15 protein-coding genes and 3 pseudogenes are annotated in these 15,145 nt (G+C 58.7%); 10 read left to right on the forward strand and 8 right to left on the reverse strand.

Translation table 11 applies throughout. The annotated features are described in order from the left end of the window. Nucleotides 1-31: 31 nt before the first annotated feature. The 4 genes and pseudogenes from GNZ13_RS00400 to xylA form a co-directional block, all read right to left on the reverse strand. Nucleotides 32-1,230 (reverse strand): annotated as a pseudogene (locus GNZ13_RS00400) (sugar ABC transporter permease). Then, nucleotides 1,227-2,804: a D-xylose ABC transporter ATP-binding protein gene (gene xylG, locus GNZ13_RS00405; RefSeq protein WP_172159476.1), complete on the reverse strand. Its 1,578-nt coding sequence runs from the start codon at nt 2,802-2,804 to the stop codon at nt 1,227-1,229. The pseudogene GNZ13_RS00400 and the gene xylG overlap by 4 nt, the downstream one beginning before the upstream one ends. Before the next feature lie 88 nt (nt 2,805-2,892). Beyond that, complete coding sequence (gene xylF / locus GNZ13_RS00410) at nt 2,893-3,921, reverse strand: D-xylose ABC transporter substrate-binding protein (RefSeq protein WP_172159478.1); 1,029 nt, start codon at nt 3,919-3,921, stop codon at nt 2,893-2,895. Nucleotides 3,922-4,095: 174 nt separating this feature from the next. Then, nucleotides 4,096-5,418 carry a xylose isomerase gene (gene xylA, locus GNZ13_RS00415; protein ID WP_172159480.1) on the reverse strand — a complete coding sequence of 441 codons (1,323 nt, stop codon included), beginning with the start codon at nt 5,416-5,418 and terminating at the stop codon, nt 4,096-4,098. A 379-nt stretch (nt 5,419-5,797) separates the two neighbouring features. Between xylA and GNZ13_RS00420 the strand changes: the two genes are divergently transcribed. From GNZ13_RS00420 to GNZ13_RS00445, 6 genes and pseudogenes are all read left to right on the forward strand, one after another. After that, entirely contained in the window at nt 5,798-7,015 is a 1,218-nt protein-coding gene (locus GNZ13_RS00420; RefSeq protein ID WP_172159482.1) for a XylR family transcriptional regulator, read from the forward strand. Nucleotides 7,016-7,048: 33 nt separating this feature from the next. Beyond that, nucleotides 7,049-8,134: an aldose epimerase family protein gene (locus GNZ13_RS00425; RefSeq protein ID WP_172159484.1), complete on the forward strand. Its 1,086-nt coding sequence runs from the start codon at nt 7,049-7,051 to the stop codon at nt 8,132-8,134. A gap of 174 nt (nt 8,135-8,308) precedes the next feature. Further along, nucleotides 8,309-8,620: a DUF4148 domain-containing protein gene (locus GNZ13_RS00430; RefSeq protein ID WP_172159486.1), complete on the forward strand. Its 312-nt coding sequence runs from the start codon at nt 8,309-8,311 to the stop codon at nt 8,618-8,620. Between the two features lie 794 nt (nt 8,621-9,414). Further along, the gene (locus GNZ13_RS00435; protein ID WP_236001751.1) at nt 9,415-10,491 is read left to right on the forward strand and encodes a polyamine ABC transporter substrate-binding protein; all 1,077 of its coding nucleotides are present in this window, start codon (nt 9,415-9,417) and stop codon (nt 10,489-10,491) included. Between the two features lie 91 nt (nt 10,492-10,582). Further along, nucleotides 10,583-11,002, forward strand: a complete 420-nt coding sequence (locus tag GNZ13_RS00440; protein WP_328807155.1) for a cupin domain-containing protein — start codon at nt 10,583-10,585, stop codon at nt 11,000-11,002. 139 nt (nt 11,003-11,141) lie between these two features. After that, nucleotides 11,142-11,369, forward strand: a pseudogene (locus GNZ13_RS00445) (alpha/beta hydrolase); the annotation flags it as partial. A gap of 51 nt (nt 11,370-11,420) precedes the next feature. On the opposite strand, the gene GNZ13_RS00450 reads toward GNZ13_RS00445, so the two are convergent. The 3 genes from GNZ13_RS00450 to GNZ13_RS00460 form a co-directional block, all read right to left on the reverse strand. Next, complete coding sequence (locus tag GNZ13_RS00450; RefSeq protein ID WP_172159490.1) at nt 11,421-11,588, reverse strand: hypothetical protein; 168 nt, start codon at nt 11,586-11,588, stop codon at nt 11,421-11,423. Nucleotides 11,589-11,595: 7 nt separating this feature from the next. Beyond that, complete coding sequence (locus tag GNZ13_RS00455) at nt 11,596-11,802, reverse strand: DUF6494 family protein (protein ID WP_172159492.1); 207 nt, start codon at nt 11,800-11,802, stop codon at nt 11,596-11,598. A gap of 658 nt (nt 11,803-12,460) precedes the next feature. Next, nucleotides 12,461-12,658, reverse strand: a complete 198-nt coding sequence (locus GNZ13_RS00460; RefSeq protein ID WP_172159494.1) for a hypothetical protein — start codon at nt 12,656-12,658, stop codon at nt 12,461-12,463. 69 nt (nt 12,659-12,727) lie between these two features. Between GNZ13_RS00460 and GNZ13_RS00465 the strand changes: the two genes are divergently transcribed. Further along, the gene (locus GNZ13_RS00465; RefSeq protein WP_172159496.1) at nt 12,728-12,955 is read left to right on the forward strand and encodes a hypothetical protein; all 228 of its coding nucleotides are present in this window, start codon (nt 12,728-12,730) and stop codon (nt 12,953-12,955) included. A gap of 85 nt (nt 12,956-13,040) precedes the next feature. On the opposite strand, the gene GNZ13_RS00475 is transcribed toward GNZ13_RS00465, so the two are convergent. Continuing rightward, a complete protein-coding gene (locus GNZ13_RS00475; protein ID WP_172159498.1) occupies nt 13,041-13,301 on the reverse strand; it encodes a transcriptional regulator in 261 nt (86 codons plus the stop codon). Nucleotides 13,302-13,906: 605 nt separating this feature from the next. Between GNZ13_RS00475 and GNZ13_RS00480 the strand changes: the two genes are divergently transcribed. The 3 genes and pseudogenes from GNZ13_RS00480 to GNZ13_RS00490 form a co-directional block, all read left to right on the forward strand. Further along, nucleotides 13,907-14,224, forward strand: coding sequence for a hypothetical protein (locus GNZ13_RS00480; protein ID WP_172159500.1), 318 nt, complete (start codon nt 13,907-13,909; stop codon nt 14,222-14,224). 70 nt (nt 14,225-14,294) lie between these two features. Beyond that, nucleotides 14,295-14,576, forward strand: coding sequence for a DUF2513 domain-containing protein (locus GNZ13_RS00485; protein ID WP_236001748.1), 282 nt, complete (start codon nt 14,295-14,297; stop codon nt 14,574-14,576). 200 nt (nt 14,577-14,776) lie between these two features. Further along, a pseudogene (locus GNZ13_RS00490) lies at nt 14,777-15,145 on the forward strand (nitroreductase); the annotation flags it as partial.

Raw genomic sequence — 15,145 nt, forward strand, 5'->3', positions numbered from 1 at the left:
TCAGCATGTGCATGACGCACCGCCTGCTGACTCACCGCCGGTTCGACCCTGACACCACATCGATCCACACAGCCAGCACAAGAATGCTGCCCTTCACGATCATCTGCCAGTACGCGTCGACGTCGAGCATCGACATGCCGTTATCCAAACTCGCATCACCAGTGCGCCGATCAAAGCACCGTAGACCGTTCCGGAGCCGCCGCGCATCGACGTCCCGCCGATAAAGCACGCGGCGATCGCGTCGAGTTCGCCCATCGAGCCCGCCGACGGCGAGCCGGCCGCGAGCCGCGCCGTATTGACGATCCCGGCGAACGCGCACATCAGTCCCATCAGCGCGAATATGGCCAGCTTTACGCGGTTGGTATTCACGCCGGAGAGCCGCGTCGCTTCCAGGTTGGACCCCACTGCATAGATACGCCGCCCGAACACGGTCTGCGTCGCGATCCACGTGAAAATACCCAGCAACGCGAGCAGCAGCAGAACCGGCACGGGAATCCCGCCATAACGATCGAGCGTGGCGACAAACGCGGCCAGAATCACGCCCGCACCGACCACCTTCACGACGTCCTGCCAGATCGGCACCACCCGCAACTTATAACGCTCGCGGTTGCTTCGTTGCCGCACCGTCAGAAAGGCCAGCACCACAAACAGCACAACGGCAAGCGTATCGCCCGCGAGGCGCGGCAGATACCCTTGGCCGACAAATACAAAACCATCGGAGACCGGCGCGATCGTTGAACCGCCTGTAACGCCAAGCAGAATGCCGCGATACGCGAGCATGCCACCCAGCCCGACAATGAACGACGGCACACGCCGGTACGTCGACCACCATCCGTTGAACATGCCGACGAGCACGCCGAGCAGCATCACCACAGGCACGTCGACACCGATCGGCCAGTGCCGGTTCACGTCGAGAATCGCCGCCACACCGCCGAGCAGACCAAGCAACGACCCGACCGACAGATCGATCTCGCCCGCGATAATCACGAACACCATGCCGCACGCGAGCATGCCGGTAATCGACATCTGCCGCAGCAGATTCGACAGATTGCGCGGCGTCACAAACGCGCCGTGCGTAAGAAAGGAAAAGAAAATCCAGATTACGGCCACGGCGATCAGCAACGCGAGAATCTTGTAGCGCGCGAACAGTTGCTGAATGCGCTGCGGGCCACCGAATGCGCCTCGCGGCACGGCGCCTTCTGCGGGTTGGGAAGTGACGTCGGGAGTCATGCGGCACTCGCTGCGGTTGGCGCGGTTGGCGCTGTTGGGATAAGGGATCGCCGTACGGGACGGATCGCGGCGCTGAGAATGTCCTCTTGCGTGAGGCCGTCGTTGACGAAGTCGCCGCGCAATTCGCCTTCGCCGATCACCAGCACGCGATCGCTGATGCCGAGCACTTCGGGCAATTCGGACGACACCATCACGATCGACATGCCGCGCTGTGCCAGCTGAAAAATCAGTTTATAGATTTCGTATTTCGCACCGACGTCGACACCTCGCGTCGGTTCGTCGAGGATCAGCACTTTCGGGTCGGTCAGCAGCATGCGGGTCAGCACGGCCTTCTGCTGATTACCACCCGACAAGCTCGCGATCGACAACATCGGATGCGCCGCTCGTACTGAAAGTCGCTTCATTTCCGTGTGAATCGTATCGAGTTCGGCGGCGGAATCGATACGGCCACCCTTCGCGAAGCGTTGCAACACCGAGAGCGTGATGTTGTGCCCGACACTCAGACCCGGCACGATGCCGTGGCGCTTGCGATCTTCCGGCACCATACCGATGCCGGCGCGAATCGCATCGACAGGCGCGCGGATCTTCAATGGCTTGCCATCCATCATCACAGTCGCCTCGCTCAGACCGGGATACGCGCCGAAGATCGCCTGCATCAGCTCCGTACGCCCTGCGCCGACCAAACCGGCAACCCCGAGAATCTCACCGCGTCGCAACGCAAACGACACATCGTTCACGCGCTTGCGGCGCGGATTGGTCACATCGAAACAGGTCACGTGGCGCGCTTCGAAGATCACGTCGCCGATTGGATGGGGTTCACGCGGAAACAGGTTCTTGATCTCGCGGCCCACCATCAGCGAGATGATGCGGTCGGTGGTTAGCGCACGCATCGGTTCGGTCGCGACGTGACGGCCGTCGCGAATCACGCTGATCGTGTCGCACACGGCCGCGACTTCGTCGAGCTTATGCGAGATATACACGCAGGCGACGCCGCGCCGCTTCAGATCGCGCACGATATCCAGCAGGATGTGTATCTCCGTAGCGGTCAGCGACGACGACGGTTCATCGAGGATCAACAGCTTCGCGCGCTTGTTCAGCGCCTTCGCGATCTCGATCAGCTGCTGGTGGCCGCCGCCGTAGTTCATCACCGGCTGCGCGGAGTTGATTCCGCCTATGCCGAGCTCGCGCAGCAGTTCATCGGCGCGCTGGTACATGGCGGCGTAGTTCATCCGGCCGCCGGGCAGCGTGATTTCATTGCCGAGAAAGATATTCTCCGCGACCGAGAGCTCCGGCACCAGCATCAACTCCTGGTGGATGATGATGATGCCCGCGCGTTCCGTGTCCCTTATGCTCGCGGCCTTTAACGGTTCGCCTTCCCAGATTATTTCGCCATCCCAGGTGCCGTGGGGATAGACGCCGGACAGCACTTTCATCAGCGTCGATTTGCCCGCGCCGTTTTCGCCGCACAAGCCCACGCACTCGCCTGGCGCCACCGTCAGGTCGATGCCGTCGAGCGCCTTCACGCCGGAAAACGCTTTGACGATGCCGCGCATCGTCAGTAATGGTTGCGTCATTCGCTATGCCTCGCTGCAAGGCGCGCGGTGGCGCCGATGTGCCTGACGCATACCCGGCACACCGGCTTGAACCGCGCACACGTTACGCTCATTGGCTCGCGAGCTGGGCCTGGGTGTAGAAGCCGTCCTTGACGACCACATCAACATTGCTCTTGGTGAGCAACGTGGGTTGCAGGAGCACCGTGTCGACCTTCTTCTTGCCGTTGTCGTACTGAGAATTGAAGGCTGGCTTCTCGCCCTTCGCAAGCGCGACAGAAAGTTTCGCCGCTTCGCCTGCAATCAGTTTCAGCGGTTTGTACACGGTCATGGTCTGCGTGCCGGCGATCACGCGCTTCACTGCCGCAAGATCGGCATCCTGACCCGACACCGGCACTTTGCCCGCCATGTGCTGTGCAGCAAGCGCCTGAATCGCGCCGCCCGCGGTGCCGTCGTTCGACGCGACGATTGCATCGATCTTGTTGTTGTTCGCTGTGAGTGCATCTTCAACGATGCGCAGCGCCGTCGACGCGCTCCACTCCGGCACCCACTGCTGACCGACGATCTTGATATCGCCCTTGTCTATCGCGGGCTTCAACACTTTTAGCTGGCCTTCACGCAGCATCTTTGCGTTGTTGTCGGTCGGCGCGCCGCCGAGCATGAAGTAGTTGCCCTTCGGTTGCGCGTTGTAGACACCTTGCGCTTGCAGTTCCCCGACCTTCTCGTTGTCGAACGAGATATAGGCGTCCACATCGGCGTCGAGAATCAGGCGGTCATACGAAACGACCTTGATGCCCGCTTTCTTGGCTTCGGCGACCACATTGCCGAGCGTCTTCGAATTGAACGGCACGATCACGATCATGTCTACGCCGCGCGAGATCAGGTTTTCGATTTGCGAAATCTGTCGCTCTTCGCTCGCATCGGCGGATTGCACCGATACTTTGGCGCCAAGTTTTTCTGCTGCTGCAACGAAATAGTCACGATCGCGCGACCAGCGCTCGACACGCAGATCGTCGATACAGAAACCGATTTCTGGATGATCCTTGCTTGCATGCGCGAGCGGCGCCACAAGCGACAGGCTGGCGAGCATCGCTCCACACACGAGCGAACTCAGTACGGTACGACGCGTTGCGAATTTCATGTCTCACTCCTTGTTCTGATAGCCGGAATACCGGATTGGACGGTCTGTGCTGCGAGCTACAGAACCGGACAAGCGACAACCCAAAGCTTCTTTCATTCGCGCGGTCAACGTGGCCGCGCGATTTTTTATGTCTTACTGCATGCCCTTTTTCGGGCGTTACTTCGTGACTGCCTTTTAGCGCCTGCTGTAAATCGCCTGATTCACAACGTTTTCCAACTGCTCCTGCCGACCGCTCGCGTGCTGCGGATTCAGGCCACGCGCCAAGGCATCCGTGGCCAGCGTCGAGAGCGAATAGTCGCCCTTGAGAATCTTGCGACCGAATTCCGACTCCCAGCCCGCATACCGTTGACGCTTGAACTGTTCGAGCCGGTCGTTTTCGATCAGCGTCGCTGCACGTTCGACGGCGAGCGCCAGGTTATCGATGGCACCGATATGGCCGAAAAACAGATCTTCCGCGTCGACGCTCTGCCGCCGTACTTTTGCGTCGAAGTTCATGCCGCCGGTGGTGAAGCCGCCGTGCTTGAGAATTTCGTAGAAGGACAGCGTTAGTTCTTCGACGCTGTTTGGAAACTGGTCCGTATCCCAGCCGTTTTGCTGATCTCCGCGATTCGCGTCGACGCTGCCGAAAATACCCAGCGCATAAGCCGTGGCGATCTCGTGATGAAACGAATGGCCAGCAAGCGTCGCGTGATTGGCCTCGATGTTCACGCGAATCTCTTTCTCCAGCCCGTATTGCAGCAGGAAGCCGTGGACGGCCGCCACGTCGTAGTCGTATTGATGCTTGGTCGGCTCCTGCGGCTTCGGCTCGATCAACAATGCGCCTTTGAAGCCGATCTTGTGCTTGTGTTCGACCACCATGTGCAGGAAACGGGCAAGCTGATCGCGTTCGCGCGCGAGGTCGGTATTGAGCAGCGTATCGTAGCCCTCGCGGCCGCCCCACAACACATAGTTTTCGCCGCCGAGCCGTTGCGTCGCATCGAGTGCGTGGCGAACCTGCGTTGCTGCAAACGCGAAAATCTCAGGATCTGGACTGGTCGCAGCGCCCGCTGCGTAACGCGGATGCGAGAAAAGATTAGCCGTGCCCCACAGCAGTTTGATGCCCGTGTCCTGCTGCTTGCGGGCGAGATAGTCGGCGATACGCGTGAAGTTCTCGCTATAAGCCTTCAGGCTGTCGCCTTCCGGCGCGACGTCGGTATCGTGAAATGTGTAATACGGCGTGCCGAGCTTCGAGAAAAACTCGAATGCCGAATCGGCTTTTTGCTGCGCTCGCTCCATCGCGTCGCCGGCTTGCTGCCAGGGACGCCGAAACGTCCCCTGCCCGAAGATGTCGACGCCCGGCCACACGAACGTATGCCAGTAGCACACGGCGATACGCAGATGTTCCTCGAGTGTCTTGCCGAGCACGAGTTTGCTCTTGTCGTAATGACGATACGCAAGCGGGTTATCCGATTGCGGGCCTTCGTAGCGGATCTCGGGAATGTGTTCAAAGTAGGACATCAGCGTCTCCGGTTTTATGCTGCACTGCAACCCGTGCGACATCGCCGCGCCGGTTGACAAGGTGACGCCATGCTGCCGCTTGCAAGATGCATCGGCAATTGCGAAATTGCGCAGCGTGCTTAACGTTTCTTACTGCCCACGCGTTTGTTTCACACCAGCGCGATCTTCGCGGCCTAGAATAACCAGACGCTTAAAAACGGTGCCACCTTCTGAGCGCACCCAACCGCAACCATCTTGCATGGGACCAGAGTAAGTGCTTTGCATGGGATCAGAGTAGCGCGCTGAAGCGCGAACTCTGATCGACAGCTAAAGCGCCAACTCTGGCCGACAGGAGACGAAGGCGCTGCGAGTCCTGCCGGTCCGCACGCCACCCACTGCCATGACCCGTCCGCAAACACCACAGACGACCCACCGGATCGCGCTGCTGTTCAACGCGAACAAGGTCTACGACCGCGAGATCATCACCGGTATCGGCAATTACCTGCTGTCGACGCGCGTGGCGTGGGATCTCTTCCTTGAAGAAGATTTCCGCTGCCGGCTGACGGGTATCGAGCGCTTCGACGGCGACGGCATCATCGCGGATTTCGACGATCCCGCTGTGGGCGAAGCGCTGCGCGATTGTCCGTTGCCGGTGGTCGCGGTCGGTTCATCGTTTGAAGATCCGGCGCACTACCCCCCGGACTTACCCTATATCGCAACCGATAACGCCAAGCTCGTTTCGCTCGCGTATACGCATTTGATCGGCGCGGGTCTCGAACACTTCGCGTTGTATAGCCTTCCGCAAGCGCAGGAGAATCGCTGGGCGCAGCAACGTGAGTTGGCATTCGCTCACCTGCGCAGCGCGGACGGCCACAGTGCCGAGCAGATCGGCACCGAGATTTATCGCGGCCTGTCGACCAGCGCGCCATCGTGGAATCAGGCCATCGAGCAGCTCACCGCCTGGCTGAGCCAACTGCCGAAGCCGGTCGGCATCATCGCCGTCACCGACGCTCGCGCGCGGCATCTGCTGCAGGCCTGTTTGATCGCGGGTATTCCCGTTCCCGAAGAAGTAGCGATCATCGGCATCGACAACGATCCGCTGACGCGTACCTTGACCCGCATTCCGCTTTCCTCCGTGATTCAAGGCACCGAAGAAATGGGCCGCACAGCTGCTCACTTGCTCCATCAGATGCTGCACGGTGCGCGTTTCCCAGGGCGCCGCATTCTCGTGCCACCGGTCGGCATCAATGTGCTCGAATCGACTAAACACCAACCGCTCGCGAGTCCGTATGTGATGCGCGCGCGGCATTTCATCCGGCAGTACGCCTGCCAGGGCATTCGCACCGAACAGGTTGCCGATTACGTGGGCGTGTCGAGATCGTCGCTCGAAGAGTACTTCCGGCGCGAACGGCAGTGCACCGTGCATCAGGAAATCCTGCGCTACAAGCTCGACGTCGCCAAAGCGCTGCTTGCCAAGCGCGATGCGTCGAGCGCGGAGGTGGCGATCCGTTGCGGCTTCACGTCGTTGCAATACATGTACGCGGTGTTTCGCCGTGAACTCGGCTGTACGCCGCGCGAATACCAGGAACGTGCGAATTCGACAGCAACGCCTGGCTGAGCATGCCTTTCATCTTTTATCTCCACCGACGACATGATCAGCATTGCACCTCTTTCTTCTGAGCCATGGGGCACGCTGCCCGGCGGCGATCGTGTGCGGCTCTTCACGCTGCGCAATGCACACGGCATGAAAGTCGCCATTAGCGACCTAGGCGCGACGCTGGTCTCGTGGCATGCGCCGGACCGCGCGGGTCGGCTCGGCGACATTCTGCTCGGCCACGACACGCCCGCTGAATACGTTGCGGCCACCACCTACATGGGCGGACTGATCGGCCGGTGGGCGAACCGCATTGCCGGTGCGCGCTTCACGCTCGACGGTATCGAGTACACGCTCGATCGCAACGAAGGCGCGAATCTGCTGCATGGCGGCACGCAGGGTTTTCATCGCACACTGTGGGACGTGAGCGAGGATAGCGGCGCGCTGGTCATGCGCCTGGAATCGCCCGAAGGCGACGCCGGCTTTCCGGGCAATGTCACAGTGCAAGTGCGTTACACGCTCGACGACGACGGCACCTTGACGATCGCCTATGAAGCCATGACGGACGCAGCGACGCCACTCAATCTGACGAGCCATCCCTACTTCAACCTGACGGGTCGGCGAGGTGCCGACATTCGCGGCCATGTGTTATCGATCGATGCCGACCGGTTTTTCGAAGTCGATGCAGCAATGATTCCTTGCGAGCTTGCCGAAGTAGCCGGCAATGCATTCGACTTCCGGCAGAGCGCGCCGATCGGCGCACGGCTCGATTGGCCGCATGCGCAGCTTGCGAGGGCCGGCGGCTTCGATCACTGCTATGTGCTGCGTGACGCGCCTGATGCCACCATCGCCGGGCGCGAGCCGCAGGTACGCCAGGTTGCATGCGCATATGATCCCGGCAGCGGACGCGAACTGACCGTGTCGACTGATCAGCGCGGCTTGCAGTTCTACACCGGCAATTCGCTGAATGGCGACACGGGGCGCGGCGGCATCGCATACCAGCCGCACGCCGGGCTGTGTCTGGAAGCGGGCTGCTTCCCGAACGAAGTCAATATGGCTGAGCAGGAGCAGGTTATCGTGCGGCCTAGCCGCGCATACCGGCAGGTGACGGCGTATCGAGTCGGCGTACGTTCTGGAGTCTGAAGCAATTTTTCATGGCTTACGAAGAGCATTACATATTGCCGACTTATCATTTGCTGCAAGACTGAATTACCGGTTTAGGGGTTTGCCCTAGATCACCCACTTCCTAGAATCCCTCCATAGGTCGCCGAACCCATGTTGCGGCGCCGGTTAAGACAATTCCCGGAGGGAAGCATCATGAAATCGTTGATCAAAGCAGTCGCACTGGTCGTTGTTCTCGCAGCCCCGGTGGCTTCGTTCGCACAGTCGGAGCAACCGCTGACCCGTGCGGAGGTCAAGGCGCAACTGATTCAGATTGAACAGGCCGGCTACAACCCCGCTGTGGCAACTGACTCCACCTACCCCGCTGACATTCAGACAGCCGAAGCGCGCGTAGCCGCACAGCATGACACCACTGGCTATGGTTCTTCGGCAAACGGATCGTCGCAAACCGGCACGATCGCACCCGCTGCGCCCGCGGTTCAGCCCGAGCCGATGGGCGGTCAGTAAAACGCCAACGTTGTCTGTCGTTGCGTAGTTCGATGCGAGCTATGCTTGTTGAAGCATGCGCTCGCATGAACGCGTTCCACTGTGCATAACGATGACAGCACAGTGTCAGAAAATCCTTTGACGAAAATAATGTCTCATATATCCTAGGGCGGCAGTTTGGTGGTTCTCGCAGCACGGTCGATCTGCATCAGCGAGGACTTCTACTCAACGTCGCTTCGGGTTCCATCGTGAAAGTCCGTGGTCCATTGGTGAGATATCAGCCTGGTCGGGAAAGAACTTTCCTGTCCGGCTGTTCGAACGCTCATCAGGGGAGCAACTGCGCTTCGCCATCCCGCCCCCTGTCCATCGATACCGTGTTGTCGCGGCGCTCTGTCCGCCGACACAACGTCATTGCAGCCCCTGCCGCCATTGGGGTGCGAACTGACGAAATCGCGTCGCTTCTGCCTTAGTCCCCTTCTCTTTTCGCGAGCCAGTGTTGCATGCGTTTGGGCCGCTTATTTAGCGGTCGAACGTCTGCAGTGCGTTTGTCTGTCCGTGCTTTGCAAGTTGTCTTGCTAGCGTTGGCCGGCTTATAGCGCTCGCCTATCTACGTCCCTATTAGCTCTGCTGTGCGCTTGCGCTGCGGCAGGCGGCGTCGCGTCCCTTACTCGTCCGCATTCGTGCCGGACATACGGACGTGCGGGTCGTCACGCTCGTGCATCTGCACCTGCGCTGCGGCGAAAACTAAAGATCGAAACCAAGGAGATAGTTGAATGAAGATCCGTCATGCCAAGCTTGTCTCGCTCACCGGCACGATGCTGTGCTCGCTGACCGCTTTATCCCCAATGAACGCTGCACGCGCAGCGGACACGACGATCAACGTCTACAACTGGTCGGATTACATCGCCAAGGACACAATTGCAGGCTTCGAAAAGCAATCCGGCATCACGGTGAAATACGACAGTTACGATAGCGACGACACACTGCAGGCGAAACTGCTTGCAGGCAGCTCCGGGTATGACATCGTTGTGCCCACATCGAGTTATATGGCGCGCCAGATCGAAGCCGGCGTGTATCAGAAGATCGACAAATCGAAGATGCCGAATCTCGCGAACCTCGATCCGGGATTGATGAAGCTGATTGCCGATGCGGACCCCGGCAATCAATATGGCGTGCCCTGGGCTTGGGGCACCGATGGTATCGGCTATAACGTTCAGGCCGTGAAAAAAGCACTCGGCGCCGATGCGCCGGTTGATAACTGGTCGCTGTTGTTCGACCCGGCGAATCTTTCGAAGCTAAAAAGCTGCGGCGTGTCTTTCCTCGACGCGGCTGCGGATGTTTTCCCGGCCGTGCTTCAGTACATGCATAAGGACCCGAACAGCACCAATCCCGGCGACTACCAGGCCGCGTACGAAGTACTGAAGAAAGTGCAGCCGTATATCACGCAGTTCAATTCGTCCGGCTACATCAACGATCTGGCGAACAACGATATCTGTGTGGCGTTAGGTTATTCGGGCGATGTGGGGATTGCGCGGCGACGGTCGTCAGAAGCGAAGCGTTCGTATGAGGTGCGGTTCTCGAACATCAAGGACGCGGGCCTGGTCTGGATGGACGTGATGGTGATTCCGAAAGATGCCCCGCATCCGGAAGCGGCGATGAAGTGGATGAACTACATCGAAGATCCGAAGGTGAGCGCGGCGATTACTAACGAAGTTTTCTATCCGACTGCGAATCGGGCTGCGAGGCAGTTTGTGACGCCGGTGATCGAGCAGGATGCAAATGTGTATCCGCCAGAGGCTGTGCTGAACAAGATGACTTTGATGCGGCCGCAGCCCGCGCCAATCATGCGACTTGAGAACCGGCTGTGGGCGCAGTTGAAGTCAGGGAGTTGAGGGTTGGTTGTTGTGGTGTGCTTTGGTGTGCTTTGGTGACCTTTCGTGATGTTAGGTGACTCCTTTTGAGCGTAGCGCATGCAGTGGGTGTGTGCGCTACGCACTTTTTGAAGCTTTGATCTTTAACTCTGTTTGCATTCGAGACATTATGAGCATTTTGAATATCGTAGATTTTGCGCAGCCTGCTAAGGAAAGTGTTGAGTACATGCCGAAGGCGGAAGCGGTGCTTTCCGGCAATCCTTCGCAGGTTGTTCACACGCATTTTGCTAGTCCGTGTGGGCAGCTTGCGGCTGGGGTTTGGGAGGGAGCTTGCGGTCAGTGGACGGTGAACTTCACCGAGAGTGAGTATTGCGAGATTCTTGAGGGCGTGTCGGTGATTCGGGATGCGGATGGGACAAGTAAGACTGTGCGGGCTGGCGATCGGTTTTTGATTCCTGCGGGGTTTAAGGGGACGTGGGAAGTTGTAGAGCCGTGTAAGAAGGTTTTTGTTTCGGTGGAGTTTAAGGGGTAGGTTGCGGGGGCGGAGCTGTTGTGTGTTTTCAGTGGCGGTGATGTCGTAGGTGGGGAAAGAGGCGCGAGCTATTAACCGCGCCCCCAGAAGTGCGGACAGGTGTCCAACTTAACAGACCATAGCGCTTGCGCATCGCCTCTACGACAGCGTGACACACCTGGCGTCGTTCGACCGCCCTGTTTTCGTCGTAGTTGCGCAAAGCGACAGCATCGTCCCCGCGCGCTTCGGCGACGCGCTCTACCACGCGCTGGCCAATCCGAAACAATTGATGGTCGTGAAGGCGGCTGAACATAACGACTGGATTGGGCACGTCGACGATGCCTGGTGGCAGGAGGCGATCGGCTTCCTGTTCGCACCTTCCCATTGAAATATGAAATCCCTCCATTGGAAGCGAGTGCCATTTTTCAGGTTCAAACGGTCACGCGAACGTCTTGCTGATTTCGCGGATGAACGTCTGGAACTGCCCGGTGCCTGCCTTTGGCGACAGCGATCCGCCGTGGTTGACGTCGCCGAAGGCACATTGGTCGAAAAAACCGTCGCGAACCGTTGCCGATAGTCGTCGCGGCTGCCGTGCAGAAAACGTCATCTCGCACTTACTGGAGCGTGATTTCGCCATCAAACTCCACTTTCAGCTTGAACCCTGCAGCTTCCAGCGTCACTTTTGCGGGAAACGATTCTGTGCCTGCGATGGTGCCGTCAGCAAGGGCCTTGGCTACCGCGTGCTCGATCTCGCGCTGCGAATTGACGCCAACCATTTTTAAGAACTTGCGTATGCTGAGGTTGAAGATTTCTTCATTCATTGACGTCTCCCATTTTCCGATGGAGGAGAGATTCCCGACAGTGAAGTTAAGCCCGGCCGGCTGGCATCCACATGCTATCGAGAGCAACTGCCCCCGGTGACGATGGCGACGATCTTGTCGCCGCCGAGGGTGGTGAGTTCGACTTTCGCATTCACTGCGCCATCGGCGAGGGGTGTGATCTTGCCGCCACGTTACGCGGTTGCTACGCGGCCTAAGTTAGTTCAAAAGGTGAGCGCGGCAGGGGTTCACCATCCACGAATGCAGTCGCGCTGCGCACGGCAAACGCGAAAGCGCATTCCTGACTCGCGAACTCTCCGAGATTCCCGAGTGAAGTAGCTTCACCGTCTTCCGCCAAGATCGATGCACGCGCTACAAAGGTTTTGCCATGCTTCGTGACACAGGGCTGAATTGCTGCGCCGTGGTGATATAGAACCATCGCAACTCCTCTCATTGATGTTCGCGGAATCGGCGATGGCATTTTAATGTTCCATTTTCGTCAAGGGAAAAACGTTACCTTTCCTCGCAGGACGCATAAATAATACATAAGGGCCAAATGGTTTGGCGGGGAATAATTTTTAGCCCGTTTGCGAAAGGGGTTCTGATGGCCAGCCGATTACCACGTGCCCCGCCAAGAAATTGCGCGGGGCTTTTTCAATGCCTATTCCACATAGGTCAGCTCATCGGCTAGCTGATTGATTAGTATCGAAAGATACTTAGCATCATTGATTGCATGTGCTTGTGCGACGGTTGCATCCGCCGAACTCCCCATCAGACGAATCGATCCGCTGTGCACCGCCGCTTGTATCAATTCCGCTGCGATCCTTGCTGCGTCTCCGCGATTGAACAAATTTGCCATTCGCCGCCTCCATTTGGCTGACTACGGAATCGTCATGGTAGCAAAGCGGACAAACGAGGAGAGTGAGACATGATCACGATCTCGGTAAAGACGAACGTCGACCAGTTCGAGCGCAGTCTCAACGCGTTTGTCCGCGATCAAGTGCCATTCGCTACTGCGCAGGCAATCAATCCGCTTGGGCAGTACATGCAGCAGGCCGCAGTTGAGAGCATGTGGACCACGTTCCGCAATCCTTCGCCATCCACATTGCGATCAGTGTGCATGCTGGCGGCGGTTCCTCGATCAATGCGGCGATGACCGAGCACCGCATCAAGGCGGTGGGAACCGTCACCGGTGCGAACTACGGCCGGCTGCTCGGAGAGTTCGCCGCAACAGCGGGATCTCATTCCGGCTTATCGAAGACGCCAGCTTCGAGATCCTGTCTGAAATGCTGCACCCAACCGGTTTCGAAGCCTATGGGGTATTCCCTCGCAATTTGTGTTGATAGTCTGGTTACGGTGACATATCCCTGCAGGCCGACGTTCTCGTCGCCCTTGGGGTCAGTCGTATCCGTTTCCAGCAGTTCGAATTCACCTTCTGCCAGTCCCTTGCGCTGCAAGGTCGCCAGGAAAGCCTGACGTTCATCCGCTTCGATCAGTCGCATCTTCCGCCCTCCCGTCTGTCCGACAGCGATATTCGTGGTCCCCTTCACGACGTTGTCATAACCCCAGAAAACGCCAGAACGTTACGTACTGCCCGAGTGCATCATAGCTGCGGCTGAGGTTGTGAAAGTCGAATGCCATTCGTTCATCTGGGGCCGATCCGGTCGCAGTCGGGAATCACCAGCGTACAGCTTTTGTACACGCGCCCGATGGAAAACTGTCCGGACAGTTTTGTCATAGTTCCTGCCATCCTTCATGACCCGCCGCAATTTGCATCGGTGCGCGCATCGCCATGAGCGGTCGGAACCGCCTGCAGGTGCCGCAAAAAGACGCAAAGCCACGCTCGAGGTATGTCCCTTCTGCGTAAGGCCCCTGCGCTGAACCATGTCATCGCGTGACGTTGTCCCGCCCGTGGATTGTTTGCACAGTGCCGCTATCAGCAGCAATTGCGCAAGGCGCCCGGGCTCGTATCTGTGCCAATAGCAACGTTCGCTCGCTGGACGAGCCGATGCGAATGGACGGATCAGTCCATGTGCAGACCGATAGTTGAGGCTCGTTGGCCACAACAGGGCTACACTCAAAATGGGATAAATTCCGGAGCAATACCATGACCGACACTACCCCCCAAAGCACATTTCGCGGTCTTCCCCTGACGCCGGAGCAGGACGCAGAAGTCAGGCACTACATAAAGAAGAAAGAGCAGCACGGCGCGCCGTGGGACACGCCGGAGTTGGAGGCCATGCTTCGAGACATGCTGGAGCCCCCGGGCGACGACGACGGAGGACTCGGTTCCACCGTCGACGAAACGAAGGCGGCCACAGAACGCGCGACAGCTTCCGTCGACGAAACCATGGAACCCATTGAAGCCTGCGAAGAGCGGAATGCTGCGATGGAAACCGAGGGTATGAGGGGACCGAAGCGTTGAATCCCAGGCAGCGCTCGCGACTGGTGTTGAAATTCACCCTACGCGTTCGGACCGTGGCGGGAGCCGATGTATGTCCTATCTGCGACAGGAGGAGATCGTGAAACGCGATATGAATCTGGCACTCGCAATATTGAAGACTCTCGAGGAAAACAAATCCCCGCACCTCAGCGAATTTGACATTGAAAGCGCGCTCAAGGATGCATTCGATGTTTCGAACCGGGGTGTGTGGTATCAGTTGAACCTGCTGGCCGACGCAAATCTCGTCCGCTCGATGGGTAGCGACTGGCGGCTAACCTGGGATGGCCACGAGTTTTTGAAGTCGGCGGTCCCGAATACCTTCGAAGACACCTGAAGGGTGACCTAAGCGCTGGAAACATCCCCCGGCTTTCGTGAAGACAACGCGATTGCCGCGCATCGCACAGGAGGCGCCGAACGCAATAGCAGTTTGCCGAAGCGCGTTCGGTTCCACGACTTGATGACGACCGCGCCCCAACGTCCAGCCAACCGGTTTTGTACAGCCACATGTGCGGATATCCCGGGTCTGAGGGGAACATGGACCGGTTAAAGCATGCGCTGCTTGAATATCACGAGCGCAGCAAGCATCGCGTCAGCGGCTACGCTCCTGGCCCCGGGGAACTCGACTGGGCAACCCAACCGGATCCGTTCCGGGTGTTTCACGGCGCACCGCGCATTGGTCTGCCGTTAGCCGCGGATAGCCTGACTACACCCTACAACCAACTGCGCTGCGGCGCTTTACCGCCCGCGCGCAGATTCGATCTTTCCAGTCTGGCAACCCTGTTCGAACTTTCGCTCGGCCTGTCGGCGTGGAAATCCTACGGCACCCAGCGGTGGGCACTGCGCTGCAACCCTTCGAGCGGAAATCTGCATCCGACCGAGGGCTATCTTCTGTGTCCGACTCTG

The organism is Paraburkholderia elongata (assembly GCF_013177735.1).
Lineage (GTDB): Bacteria > Pseudomonadota > Gammaproteobacteria > Burkholderiales > Burkholderiaceae > Paraburkholderia > Paraburkholderia elongata.

Excerpts from the sequence above, each read along its gene's own strand:
- xylG (WP_172159476.1), bottom strand. The coding sequence starts at position 2,804 with ATGACGCAACCATTACTGACGATGCGCGGCATCGTCAAAGCGTTTTCC.
- xylF (WP_172159478.1), bottom strand. The coding sequence starts at position 3,921 with ATGAAATTCGCAACGCGTCGTACCGTACTGAGTTCGCTCGTGTGTGGA.
- xylA (WP_172159480.1), bottom strand. The coding sequence starts at position 5,418 with ATGTCCTACTTTGAACACATTCCCGAGATCCGCTACGAAGGCCCGCAA.
- GNZ13_RS00420 (WP_172159482.1), top strand. The coding sequence starts at position 5,798 with ATGACCCGTCCGCAAACACCACAGACGACCCACCGGATCGCGCTGCTG.
- GNZ13_RS00425 (WP_172159484.1), top strand. The coding sequence starts at position 7,049 with ATGATCAGCATTGCACCTCTTTCTTCTGAGCCATGGGGCACGCTGCCC.
- GNZ13_RS00430 (WP_172159486.1), top strand. The coding sequence starts at position 8,309 with ATGAAATCGTTGATCAAAGCAGTCGCACTGGTCGTTGTTCTCGCAGCC.
- GNZ13_RS00435 (WP_236001751.1), top strand. The coding sequence starts at position 9,415 with ATGCTGTGCTCGCTGACCGCTTTATCCCCAATGAACGCTGCACGCGCA.
- GNZ13_RS00450 (WP_172159490.1), bottom strand. The coding sequence starts at position 11,588 with ATGACGTTTTCTGCACGGCAGCCGCGACGACTATCGGCAACGGTTCGC.
- GNZ13_RS00455 (WP_172159492.1), bottom strand. The coding sequence starts at position 11,802 with ATGAATGAAGAAATCTTCAACCTCAGCATACGCAAGTTCTTAAAAATG.
- GNZ13_RS00460 (WP_172159494.1), bottom strand. The coding sequence starts at position 12,658 with ATGGCAAATTTGTTCAATCGCGGAGACGCAGCAAGGATCGCAGCGGAA.
- GNZ13_RS00465 (WP_172159496.1), top strand. The coding sequence starts at position 12,728 with ATGATCACGATCTCGGTAAAGACGAACGTCGACCAGTTCGAGCGCAGT.
- GNZ13_RS00475 (WP_172159498.1), bottom strand. The coding sequence starts at position 13,301 with ATGCGACTGATCGAAGCGGATGAACGTCAGGCTTTCCTGGCGACCTTG.
- GNZ13_RS00480 (WP_172159500.1), top strand. The coding sequence starts at position 13,907 with ATGACCGACACTACCCCCCAAAGCACATTTCGCGGTCTTCCCCTGACG.
- GNZ13_RS00485 (WP_236001748.1), top strand. The coding sequence starts at position 14,295 with ATGTCCTATCTGCGACAGGAGGAGATCGTGAAACGCGATATGAATCTG.